Below are 13,004 nucleotides of genomic sequence, written 5' to 3' on the forward strand. Positions count from 1 at the left end.
CTCCTAATACTCACTCTTATGTTGTTATATATCACTTACGAAAAAGGGTACTCCCTTGTAATTGCTGTTGCTTACAAATATATTCTATCTTTATATCAAGACAATTACGTCCTCACATAGACGTATTTTTCCATAAAAAAAGTCCACCTTCTAAAGGCGAACTAGGTCTTACGACTTTTGTCTTATACAATTCCATTTTTCACTGCATATAATGCTGCTTGTGTGCGATCGGATAAATGTAACTTACTCAAAATACTACTCATATGAGCTTTTACCGTTTTTTCTGTAATAACTAAAACAGAAGCGATTTCTTTATTACTCATCCCTTTCGCCAATAGCTGCAATACTTCATTTTCTCTCGCTGTTAACACATCCACTTGAACGGAAGGTTCTTCTTCTTTTTCTTCCTGTGGTAATGTTTGAGAAAGAAGGGCATTTGCTATATCTGGATGTAATTGAATATTACCTTTATACGCGCTTCGAATAGCTTCAACAAGCTGATCTGGTTCTATATCTTTTAAAATATAACCGCTCGCCCCAGCTTTTAGTGCCGGCAATACATGAGCTTGATCAGAAAAACTAGTTAATACAATTACTTTCACGTTTGGATATTCTTTTTTAATACAAGCTGTTGCCTCAATTCCATCCATCTCAGGCATATATAAATCCATTAATACGACATCTGGACTCGTTTCGCCTACTTTCACCAACGCTTCTTTCCCATTGTTTGCTTCCCCAACTAATTCAAAATCTTCCTGTGTGCTTAGAAAAAATGCCAATCCTTTTAAAACAACTGTATGATCATCAACTAACAATACTTTTATTTTCACAAACTTCCCTCATTTTTACATCATAATGGTACATTTACTTTTACACTCGTTCGTTTCTTACTACTTACAATTTTAATTGTTCCACCAACTAATTCTACTCTTTCACGCATCGTAGTCATACCGAGTGATTTCTTCTCTTTTATATCCTTTTCTACAAAACCATTTCCTTGATCGACTATTTCTAATGATACATTTTTCTCCGTCACTTTGAAATAAATCGTCGCTTCTCCTACATTCGCATGCTTACTTACGTTATTTAAAGCTTCTTGTCCAATTCGCCATAGCGCTTCTTCTACTACACGCGGCAAATCACGCACACCTGTAACCTGTTCCCGAATTTTCAATCCTAAACTTTCACCATATTGCTTTAAAGCTGGTAATAACCCTTTCTCTAATCCAGCCGGACGGAGTTGCCAAATTAACGTTCTCATTTCTTTTAAGGCACCTTGTGCTAATTCACGCATCTCATACAAAGACTGATCTACCTTTTCATTTTGGCCCTTTAAGACAGCTTCAGCGCCTTTCGTCATAAACGTTAATGAAAACAACTTTTGTGAAACAGAATCATGTAAATCTCTAGCTAAACGATTACGCTCTTCCATTCGTACAAGTTCGCGGCGTTTTTCATTTAATCTTAAGTTCTCTATCATTAATGAAATATGATTTGCTAACGCTTGTACTACATCTATCGTATTTATATCAAATTCTCCATTATTCGAACTTACACTTAATACTCCAAATATATGATCTTGAATATGTATCGGAATAGCGATAACTGCCCTATTGGGATGCTCTATATTACCAACCTGACTCTTCAACAAGACAGACTCTTCTTTTTCCAACGCTTCCTGTGCTGCCGCCCTCAAATCCTCTTGTAGTTCACCCGTCTTATATGCGGCCCTTACGACAAGTTCATTTTCTTCTCTACTAAAGAATACGACTTGCTCCCATAGAAATAAGCTCCCTATTTGCTTTACAATCTCCTCTGGTAATGCATTAAATTTATGAATTGTCCTTAAAGCTTGAATAAAGCGTTCTAACTTTACATAATAATGAGCTCTTCTCTTTTCATTTTCATACAGTTTTGTACGCTTTAACGCTGTTCCAATTTGAAAGGCAACTGATTGTAATAGTACTAATTCTTCTTCAGAAAAATGCGTTTTACCTGGGCTAGCTACATTTAATACGCCAAATTCGTCTCCACCTGCTTTGAGCGGTACTGTCGCATGATGCACAATCCCTTCTGTATCTCCCCAGTTGTATTCAATTGCATTATTAATTCTCTTACATTCAATAATATTAACCGCTCGCTCTAATTTCCCTTCCACAAAGCTGTATAGGCACCAGCAATTCCCCTCACACATCGGCCGTTTATTTTTGAATCTCAATCCCTCTGGTAATTGGTAATCAATTAATTTCGTATATCTGCCATTTTCATCCGCAAGAAAAATCCATCCTGTCGTTAAACCAGTTACATTCAATAGCTTTTCCAGCACAGCTTGAAGTACGTGATATGTATCATTTGAGGTATTCAACGTTTCTGCAATTTCTTTTAATATAACTAATTCATTTGTACGATTCTCTTGAAACATAATTCGTCTCCTACATACAAGATTTTAAATAGTACTTAACATAAATCATCTACTTTTCACTTTGTACTTATTCGTAACATTGATATAATAGTGAAAACATAGTTTTCATTATATCACTTGAGGGGGCTTTCATAATGACATTAAATAAGGCACTTACAATCGCTGGTTCTGACACAAGTGGCGGTGCTGGTATACAAGCAGATTTAAAAACATTCCAAGAACTTGGCGTATATGGAATGACATCTCTTACAACAATCGTAACAATGGACCCACATAACGGTTGGGCACATAACGTATTCCCAATTGCGGCTTCTACATTAAAACCACAATTAGAAACAACAATTGAAGGTGTTGGCGTAGATGCTTTAAAAACAGGTATGCTTGGATCAGTAGAAATTATCGAAATGGTTGCAGAAACAATTGAAAAGCATAATTTCGAAAATGTAGTAGTTGATCCTGTTATGGTATGTAAAGGAGCTGACGAAGCATTACATCCTGAAACGAATGATTGCTTACGTGACGTTCTTGTCCCAAAAGCATTAGTTGTAACGCCAAACCTATTTGAAGCATATCAATTAAGTGGTGTGAAAATTAATTCTCTTGAGGACATGAAAGAAGCTGCAAAAAAAATCCACGCTTTAGGTGCTAAATACGTACTGATTAAAGGTGGTAGCAAACTAGGCACAGAAACTGCTATTGATGTGTTATATGACGGCGAAACATTCGATCTTCTAGAATCAGAAAAGATTGATACGACAAATACACACGGTGCAGGTTGTACATATTCTGCTGCAATTACAGCAGAACTTGCAAAAGGAAAAACTGTGAAAGAAGCAGTAAAAACCGCGAAAGAATTCATCACAGCTGCAATTCGTCATTCATTTAAGATTAACGAATACGTAGGACCAACACATCACGGTGCATATCGTAAATTCGTTGCACCGAAAGAACTTGTCTAACATAAAGCTTTTTATTAATAAATTTAAAAATAGATTAAAACCCACAGAACAATAAATGTCTGTGGGTTTTAATCTATTTTGCAGAAATGTTTTAAGTACTCCCCGAATTCCTATGATGCTGAACTAACCTTGTTTCTACCATTTCTTTTTGAATAATATAACGCATCATCCGCTGATTGAATAAATTGATCAGGTGATTTTTTATACTCTGAAATTCCGACAGAAACTGTAATTTTAATTTTTTTCCCATTTTGCAGTTGGAATGAATGCTTTTCAACAGCTAGTCGAATTTGTTCCCCTATACGAGTTCCAAATGCTACTCTCTTTTTTGGTAACAACAGAGCAAACTCTTCGCCACCCTTTCGAAAGACTAAATTTGGGAATGGTGCATTCTCTAACAAAATACGTCCTAGTTGTTTTAACACTTCATCTCCAGCAGGATGACCGTACGTATCATTTACATACTTAAAGTGATCAATATCGATAAGTAATAAACAAAGTGAATCATTTTTCATATGCTTGCTACCAATATGACGATTCATCTCGAAATCAAACTGCCTTACATTTCCTAGATTCGTTAATGCATCTATCGTTGCATAATGCTTCATCGTTTGAAATAATTCATTGGATTGCAATACGTAACTTGCACTTACAAATGTGATGTATGCCGCTACAATACAACAAACTAAATATAAAACCACTACATATATATCCTTAAATAAAATATAAAGTGGTAGTATTAAAATAGACAAACTGTACACATTAAACCATATCCATTTTGTAAATATAGAAATCTTCATCCGCCAAATGAGGGTAATGCCAATCCCTATTGCCACGATAGTATAGCAAGCCAATTCAGAGGCTAAAGAATACTCAGTAAAAAATACCCGCGTTATTAAAATGATCATAACTGTTATACTACTAGCTATTGGGCCACCAATTATAACTGCCAAAATAACTGCTAAATAACGTAAATCCAACATAATCTTTTCAATATGTACACCAAAATGCATCAATAATATACTTAATATTCCAGTTAAAATGCCGATCAAACATTTCTGCCAAAAAGAGAACCCTTCTTTTAACGGCTTATCTCTTAAAAGCTGAGCACCTACAAAGATAAAGGAAAGAATGATTGTCATATTTACAAATAGATCTCTGAACATAAAATAATCTCCCTACTTTTTCTTTTCCATGTATCCCTTTCTATATGTTATTGTATTACGAAATACCTATAATTCCCAAACTTTTTTATTTTATTGTTCCACGTGGAACAGCAAAAAGAAAAATAAAAAAGGAGACGAAATTTCGTCCCCTCCATTAACAACATCGCGATATCTTTCCGCCTTTTGCATTAAATCTAGCTTCTTGTGCCTCAGCAAAAAATTGCTTTTGACATAGAATTTTCTCTTCTGGATGATGTACTTTCATGTGATTTACATACGTTTCATAACTTGGAACTCCGACAAGTAAACTAATAAATTGCTTTCTCTTTCCCCATACGTTCCGTAAATTTTTAAGCATAGTTCCTCGACTCACTTTCATCTCTTGGAATATATGGTGCCTCTTTTAACGGCATTGGCTTATTTCTTAATACTTGAATCCAAATTCGAAGTGCAGAAATTAATACAGCAATTACAACTATCATAAAAATTCCACAAAGCGCTGCATCAATATAATCATTCAAAATAATTTGTTTCATTTGCGCAACATTTTTAGCCGGAGCTAATACCTTCCCATCATCTAATGCTCCCTGGAATACTTTCGCATGTGATAGAAATCCTATTTTGGGATTTTCATGAAATAGCTTTTGATAACCTGCTGTCATTGTTACAATAAGCAATCCGACAGTCGGAATAAGTGTTACCCAAACATATGCCTTTTTTCCCATTTTGAATAAAATTGTCGTTCCAAGTAATAATGCAATACCTGCTAACATTTGGTTTGCAATACCGAAAAGTGGCCATAATGTATTAATTCCACCAAGCGGATCTATTACCCCTTGGTATAAGAAATACCCCCATCCTAGTACACATAGTGTTGTAGCTATCACATTTGCTAATGTTGAATCTGTTTTCGCAAACGGCTTATATACATGACCTAAAATGTCTTGAATCATAAATCGCCCTACGCGTGTTCCCGCATCAATCGTTGTTAAAATAAATAGTGCTTCAAAAAGAATAGCAAAATGGTACCAAAATGCCATCATCGCCGTTCCGCCCATTACTTGCGAAAATATATACGCCATACCAATTGCTAATGTTGGTGCACCACCTGTACGTGATAAAATGGTCTGTTCTCCGACATTAACAGCAAGATCTTTTAATTCATTCGGTGTAATAGCAAATCCCCATGAAGAAATAACTTGAGCTGCCTGCGATACATCCGTACCGATAAGTGCTGCAGGACTATTAATTGCAAAATAAGTTCCTGGTGTTAATACACAAGCCGCAATCATTGCCATCGCTGCTACAAACGATTCCATTAACATTGCTCCATAACCGATTGGCTTTGCGTGGCCTTCTTGCTCAATCATTTTCGGCGTCGTGCCTGATGAAACGAGAGCGTGGAATCCTGACACAGCACCACAAGCTATTGTAATAAATAAGAACGGGAATAAGTTACCGGAGAAAACAGGACCTGTCCCATCGATAAATTGCGAAACTGCTGGCATTTTTAAATCTGGTGCTACAACTAAAATACCGATTGCTAACCCAAGTATCGTCCCTATTTTTAAAAATGTACTTAAATAATCACGTGGCGCAAGAAGCATCCAAACCGGTAATGCCGATGCAATAAATCCATATACGATAAGCATAATAGCAATTGTCTCACCACTAAAAGTAAACATACTTGCAAGTGTCGGATTTTCCGCCACATATTGTCCTCCAATAAGGGATAAGATTAGTAGAACAATACCGATTACTGATCCTTCTCCTACTCGCCCTGGCCTAATGTAACGCATGTAAACTCCCATTAAAATAGCAATTGGAATCGTTGCTGCGATTGTAAACATTCCCCATGGGCTTCCAACAAGCGCCTTCACAACTACTAAAGCTAATACCGCTAATAAAATGATCATAATACCTAAAATACCAATCATTGCAATTAATCCTGTAACAGGACCAATCTCATCTTTAATCATTTCTCCTAATGATTTACCATTACGTCTCATTGAAGCAAATAAAATTACAAAATCCTGTACAGCTCCAGCAATAACTACCCCAACAATAATCCAAATTGTCCCAGGTAAATACCCCATCTGCGCCGCCAAAATCGGTCCTACTAAAGGACCTGCCCCTGCAATCGCTGCAAAGTGATGTCCGAATAAAACCCATTTATTTGTCGGAACATAATCCTTGCCATCGTTTAACGTATGAGCAGGTGTTTGTCTATTATTATCTAGACCAAAAACTTTCCTCGCTATAAATCTACTATAAAAGCGATACGCAATCGCATACACTGATACAGCAGCAACTAATAGCCATACAGCATTAATTGTCTCACCTTGCGATAACGCTATTACACCAAAAGCAGATGCTCCTAGCGCTGCAATAACTCCCCAAAGTAAAATTGACTTCAATGTTTTCACATACAATCCCCCCATTACTACTTCTTAGTGGAGATTGTACTAAATTTTCTGAATATTTTACTTAAATCCTCCTTATCATGAAGGATTTCCAGATTATCATGTTAAAATTCTCTCATTACTTGTCACAGTTCAATTTTATTTCGAAGTCGTTTTACATAATTGCGACTTACTGGAATCGGTTGCTCATCGTACCTGTCTAAATACAAATTATACGTGCCATTATAATAAGGTTTAAGTTCTTGTACATATGACATATTAATTAAATAGCTTTTATGTACACGTAAAAAATCATATGCATTTAGTTTATTTTCTAATTCCTGGAGTGTGTATGTTGAAATATACTGATTATTCGTTGTATAAATTGAAACGGTTTTGTTTTCCTTATTTTTACTTACATATACAATATCTTCCGGGAAAATATATCTAATCCCCTCATGGCCTTCTATCGGCAGTTTACGCAAATGACTCTTTGCTTTCTCACTTTGTTCTTTTCTCATTTTATATAAAATGAATTGTAAATCTTCTTCACGAAATGGTCGTAATAAATAATAAAACGCTTGGAAACGAAAAGCTGTAATTGCCTCTTCTATATCCTCACCAATAAAAATAAATTTCGTATAACAATTCACTTCTCGTAATAAACTCGAATATTCAAAACCAGTACCATCCATTAATTGCGAATTTAAAAAAACAAAATCAGGTGTATGTTTTTTCATTATTAGCAAAGATTCTGTTCCAGTTTCCGCTTCAAAACATTCTACATTTCGAATATTTTCAGTAAAGTTCTCAACTAATTTTCTTCGCTCTTCTGTTTCTTCCATGATAAGTAAGATTTTCATTTATCCAGCCACCTAATTCCTTTGTCCGTATGTCTTGTTGTATACATTCGCTTTAGTAAGAAACAATCCCTTTTTCTTACTATACCATTATTTATCTAAAAAAACAGAAAAAAGGAAACCACTTTGGTTCCCCTTTTCTTTTATCCCGATTGGTGCGGGCTAACAATCAATGGTTGATGGACAAAACACCCACTGATTAAAGTTTCACTTTATACTAATTCCCTCTGTTTCGTTTCTTGACCAAGTATAACTACAGCAAGTGCCCCAATTAAAATTGATCCACAGAAAATCGTAAATATTAGCGATAGTGACGCTTGTGAAGCAACTAAATACCCTACTAATAGTGGTCCAAGAATACCACCAATACGTCCAAATGCCGCTGCCATTCCTGCACCTGTACCACGAATAGTTGTTGGATACTGTTCCGGTGTATAAGCGTATAATGCACCCCAAGCACCTAAATTAAAGAAGGATAGTAACATACCCGCCACTATTAATGCTGTTAATGAATCCGCAATTCCGAACACATAAGCACTACATGCTGTACCAATTAAATACGTAACCAATACAAATTTGCGACCAAGACGTTCAATAAACCATGCAGCTGTGAAATATCCTGGAAGTTGAGCTAAAGTCATAATGAGTACGTACTGAAAACTTTTTATTAAACTAAAGCCTTTCAGTACCATTACACTAGGTAACCAAAGGAACATTCCATAATAGGAAAAGACAACACAAAACCATAGAATCCATAACATAATTGTCGCTTTACGATATTCTCCAGACCAAACCGATTTTATATTTTCAATAACAGATGGCCTTTTTTCAACCTTTTGGAACCTTGGAGAATCGGGTAAATTCCATCTTAAATATAAAGCATATAACGCTGGAACTGCACTTAATACCATAGCAACTTCCCAACCGTATTTAGGAATAACAAAATATGAGATAAGAGCTGCGATTAACCAACCACCAGCCCAAAAGCTTTCTAATAGTACAACTATTTTCCCACGTTCGTGCGCTTCAACACTCTCCGATACAAGGGTAGATGCAACTGGAAGTTCCCCGCCAAGTCCCATACCAATTAAAAAGCGTAAAACGAGGAACATCGCGAGTGTCGTCGTTAAAGCCGTTAAGCCACTACCAATAGAAAATAGTAATAATGTAATAATAAAGACCGATTTCCGTCCTATTTTATCTGATAGTATCCCAAAAACGAGCGCCCCTACAGCCATACCAATTGAGTTAATACTACCTATCCAACCCATCTCTTGAGTACTTAATCCCCACTCTTTTTGCAACGCCACTATTACAAATGAAAGCATTCCAACATCCATTGCGTCAAATAGCCAGCCAAGTCCAGCTATACCAAGTAGCTTTCGCTTCGAAATTTCTTTTACCTTGCTCACAAGAAGTCCTCCTTACACAGGTGTCTTTACACATCATTTTACATGTGTGTATTGCATAAGTAAAATACTTTCGTATAAAAAATTCTCCTTCATCATTCCCAAAAAGTAAAATGTTTATCCCGCTATTTGCGGGCAGTAAAACTCCCACCTCAAAATCCAGCTGAAGCAAAGAAGTTAGGTGGGAGCCCTGCTACCCAAATGCCCGATTGGTGAGGGCTGATAATCAGTGGGGGATGAACAACCCCCCACTGATTAAAGTTTCACTTTATCAAAAATAAACAAATAAAAAAAAGTAGCGATGTTCCGCTACTTTTTTGAACGCATTACTTCTTTTAAAAACTCGGCTAGTACTAACTGACGACGCCAGCGTGTTGGATTACTACATAATCTGTAAAACCACTCTAAATGAATAGCTTGTATCCATTTTGGTGCACGCTTTACCTCTCCAGCCCACACATCTAAACTACCGCCTACTCCAACAGCCATTTTCGTTTCTAAACGATGCTTATTGTTTTGGATAAAGTTTTCTTGCCTTGGGAAGCCAAGTGCAACAAGTAATAGGTCTGGTTTTGCCTCTTGAATACGTGAAACAATATTCTCTTCTTCTTCTTGTTTAAAATATCCATCTTGTGTACCCACGATAGATGCAGCCGAATATGTCTTCGTTAAATGATTAGCCGCGGCTTGTACAACATGTGGTTTTGCACCTAATAAGAAAACAGATACTGATTTATTCTCTTCTGATAACTTTGCAAATAAATTGCTCATTAAATCAAATCCCGCTACCCGCTCTTTTAAAGGTGTACCAAGCATACCACTTGCTTTTACAACCCCAATACCATCAGGTGTAATTAAATCTGTATTTAATAATATTTTATGGAATTTTTCATCCTTTTTTGCGCACATAACAATTTCAGGATTTGCTGTTACCACCTGAAAAGTATGAGCTTGCTCTAATTCTAGTTGCTTCTTTAAATGTTGGATCGTTTCATCCATTGTCATTGTAGAGAAAGGAACACCTAAAATATCAACCGTTTGTACTTCCATATTTAACTATCCTCTCTATTTCAGTAAAAGTTTTTTATATGCATTATAAGTATCTTCATACAAATTCTTTAGCGAGAAATGAGTAGATGCGTGATTATATAAACGATTTCCCATCGCTTCTAATTCACCATTCAACCATTTTTCATAAGCATTTTCTAATGCGTTTGCTAATGAATCCGCATCACCAATCGGTACAATCCATCCATACGTATCATCAACTATTAACTCTCTCATATCACCCACGTTTGTTGCAATAGATGTTAAGCGTTGATTTGCAGCTTCTAATAAAACAAGAGGGAAACTTTCACTATAAGAGCTTAACAAATTAATGTGTGCAGATGCATATAACTCTTTTGAATCTGTACGAAAACCTAGAAAAATCACCTTATCCTCTAAGCCTTTTTGTTTCACCATTGCCTTTAACTCTGCTTCTATAGGTCCATCACCCAGTAAAAGTACTTTTATATTTGAAATTTTAATTTTTTGTAGTGCTTCAAATAAAATATTATGACCTTTAACAGGATGCAGACGAGCTACTTGAATAGCTGTAAATACTCCTTCATCAATGCCAAATTCACTCTTATCATAAGGTTTTACCGGAATATTATCATACTCAATTCCATTATAAACTGTACAAATTTTCTCTTCTGGCACACCAAGTTTTATAATATTTTCCTTAAAGTTTTCTGTAATTGCAAAAAACAAATCTACCTTCTTGAAAGAACGTAAATTCAACTTCGTAAATGCCCATCCTTTTAATCCCCTCTTCATAAAATCCAAAGTTGGATTACTGTGGACAGTCATTATCCATTTCGCTTTTATACCTTTTTTCAAGAGGGAGAGATAGAAATTCGCTCGTGCGCCGTGTGTATGCACAATGTCAAATTGATTCTCATTAATAAATGATTTTATTTTTGAAAGAATTGATAGGTCGTACCGAGATGATTGAGTAAAAACATGTACCTGAATACCAAGGTCCCTCGCTTCTCTAGCAATTGCCCCTTCTTCAAATACCATTAATTCCACTTCTTTTTTCGGGAACTGCGATAAAAGTGAAATAATATGTGTTTTTCCCCCACCTTCTTCTGCACCAGCATTAATATGCAACACTTTCATTTCTTACATCCCCCATTTTCCTTTTTAATTTACTATAACAAAAATAAAAGCTAACATATGCTAGCTTTTATTTTTCTATCATTCAATTTCCAAGTCAACTATTAAGTATGCCATGATTAACACTAAGTAGAAACTCACTCCAGGTGCCATTAAAATATGACCAGCCATAAATGAAATACCTAATCCGAGAAGTATTGCCATAGTCACCATTGCATATTTCACTGTGAATATTTGTTTAAATTTAGTAAATACACATACAATAAATTTAATACCAAAGTATAGGAACGGAATGATAAGTAAAACAAATCCTATGATTCCGAAAGAATAAAACCAATCGTGGAAATCGCGCTCAATTAATTTCGGCTCTTCTTTATAGTTACCAGCATAACCCATTCCTAATAATTTTTGAGACATTGGGGCTTCCTTATAGAAATCTTTATACATTTGTTCAAATAATTGACGCCCACTGAAAATAATAGCTTGTGTTTCTTCTTTCTTTTCCGCTACCTTTTCTTTCTCTTTTTCTTTCTCTGTAACAGGAGGTTTATGCTCTTTAACTTTCTCCGATTCTTTCTTCTTCTCTTCCTTTTTTGCACTCTGTTTTTCTTCAATTATTTGGACATGAATTCCCATGTTTTTTAAAAATGGTGAAAAAGGTGTATAAGCCATTACTCCTACCAAAACAGTTATTGCAATACAACCATTTAGTAAATATACCTTTTTCTTTCCTTTTTCACTTTGTCTAAATGCCTGGATAAAGCACATAACAAACGCGACAGCCATTGTTGCATAAATTGCCCCTATGCCCACCTTTGTACCAACTGCAAACAATGAAAAAATAATTAAAATTGAAGGAATCCAATAATAAAATTTACCAATACTTTTTGTTTTTTCAATTGAATATAAAATAACAATTGGACACATGATTGCTAAAGTAGAGCCTAGTTCATTCCCTGCATAAAACCAACCACGCGATCCCAGCTTTAACCATTCATAGTTATTATAATCTGTTCCTGTCGCAATCGACACTACCATTACTATTCCTATTATCAATGATGCATACGTAACATAGTCACGCATTTTTGAATGTCTTTTTTCTTTTAAAGATTTAAAAACAAACACATAACAAGTAAGCATAACAAACGGGTATAACGCTTTTGCTATAAATTTAATTTCCTCTGTTAGCGCCATCGGATCCTTTGTAAATTTATTATTGATCAATCCGATAGTGAAAACTATTCCAACTAAGATTATATATGCTATATATTTTATACTTCCTTTTTTCTTTGTTTGAATTAAAATATATATTCCACCTAGAAACATAACAAATAAACGTGCAATAACTCCAATGGTCGTATCAATTTTTAAAACCATTATACAAAATGCTGTGAGCAAATCTAAAATTGGTTGCAACAAAATAAAGATTAGTAGAAAATTTTCAAATTTATTACTTTTACTATTTTGACTTAACATCTAGAACCTCCATAACTATTACCTAATTTCAATCTATATGGTTAATATTTTTTACTCATCTCAAATATTTATTATAACATATATTTTAAAATTAAACGCCTCACATTTCTACCCAACTTTACCTTATAGAAAAAAGCAGATTTGTAT

Annotated in this window: 11 protein-coding genes; 1 reads left to right on the forward strand and 10 read right to left on the reverse strand. The window is 35.2% G+C overall.

Translation table 11 applies throughout. The features are described 5' to 3' along the window. Positions 1-182: 182 nt before the first annotated feature. Both MHB76_RS25705 and MHB76_RS25710 read right to left on the reverse strand, forming a co-directional pair. Entirely contained in the window at positions 183-830 is a 648-nt protein-coding gene (locus MHB76_RS25705) for a response regulator (RefSeq protein WP_002016393.1), read from the reverse strand. A 20-nt stretch (positions 831-850) separates the two neighbouring features. Continuing rightward, entirely contained in the window at positions 851-2,422 is a 1,572-nt protein-coding gene (locus MHB76_RS25710) for a GAF domain-containing sensor histidine kinase (protein WP_340988084.1), read from the reverse strand. 134 nt (positions 2,423-2,556) lie between these two features. On the opposite strand from MHB76_RS25710, the gene pdxK reads away from it, so the two are divergent. Continuing rightward, entirely contained in the window at positions 2,557-3,381 is an 825-nt protein-coding gene (pdxK, locus tag MHB76_RS25715) for a pyridoxine/pyridoxal/pyridoxamine kinase (RefSeq protein ID WP_002113152.1), read from the forward strand. 110 nt (positions 3,382-3,491) lie between these two features. Here the strand turns inward: pdxK and MHB76_RS25720 are convergent, their stop codons facing one another. The 8 genes from MHB76_RS25720 to MHB76_RS25755 form a co-directional block, all read right to left on the reverse strand. After that, on the reverse strand, positions 3,492-4,547 hold the full coding sequence (locus tag MHB76_RS25720) for a diguanylate cyclase (protein ID WP_078174632.1): 1,056 nt from the start codon (positions 4,545-4,547) through the stop codon (positions 3,492-3,494). 154 nt (positions 4,548-4,701) lie between these two features. Further along, on the reverse strand, positions 4,702-4,905 hold the full coding sequence (locus tag MHB76_RS25725; protein ID WP_002198719.1) for a YbdD/YjiX family protein: 204 nt from the start codon (positions 4,903-4,905) through the stop codon (positions 4,702-4,704). After that, positions 4,898-6,973 carry a carbon starvation protein CstA gene (gene cstA, locus MHB76_RS25730; protein ID WP_016106762.1) on the reverse strand — a complete coding sequence of 692 codons (2,076 nt, stop codon included), beginning with the start codon at positions 6,971-6,973 and terminating at the stop codon, positions 4,898-4,900. Before cstA ends, MHB76_RS25725 begins: the two co-directional genes overlap by 8 nt. A 122-nt stretch (positions 6,974-7,095) precedes the next feature. Beyond that, entirely contained in the window at positions 7,096-7,812 is a 717-nt protein-coding gene (locus tag MHB76_RS25735) for a LytR/AlgR family response regulator transcription factor (RefSeq protein WP_340988088.1), read from the reverse strand. A 209-nt stretch (positions 7,813-8,021) separates the two neighbouring features. Continuing rightward, entirely contained in the window at positions 8,022-9,221 is a 1,200-nt protein-coding gene (locus MHB76_RS25740) for an MFS transporter (RefSeq protein ID WP_002113163.1), read from the reverse strand. Positions 9,222-9,527: 306 nt separating this feature from the next. Next, positions 9,528-10,268, reverse strand: coding sequence for a WecB/TagA/CpsF family glycosyltransferase (locus MHB76_RS25745; protein ID WP_016106764.1), 741 nt, complete (start codon positions 10,266-10,268; stop codon positions 9,528-9,530). Between the two features lie 15 nt (positions 10,269-10,283). After that, positions 10,284-11,384, reverse strand: coding sequence for a glycosyltransferase family 4 protein (locus MHB76_RS25750; RefSeq protein ID WP_002159711.1), 1,101 nt, complete (start codon positions 11,382-11,384; stop codon positions 10,284-10,286). Positions 11,385-11,462: 78 nt separating this feature from the next. Then, positions 11,463-12,857: an O-antigen ligase family protein gene (locus tag MHB76_RS25755; protein WP_078174630.1), complete on the reverse strand. Its 1,395-nt coding sequence runs from the start codon at positions 12,855-12,857 to the stop codon at positions 11,463-11,465. Positions 12,858-13,004: the final 147 nt, after the last annotated feature.

This window comes from Bacillus sp. FSL M7-1345 (genome assembly GCF_038006985.1).
Classification (GTDB): Bacteria; Bacillota; Bacilli; order Bacillales; family Bacillaceae_G; genus Bacillus_A; species Bacillus_A cereus_U.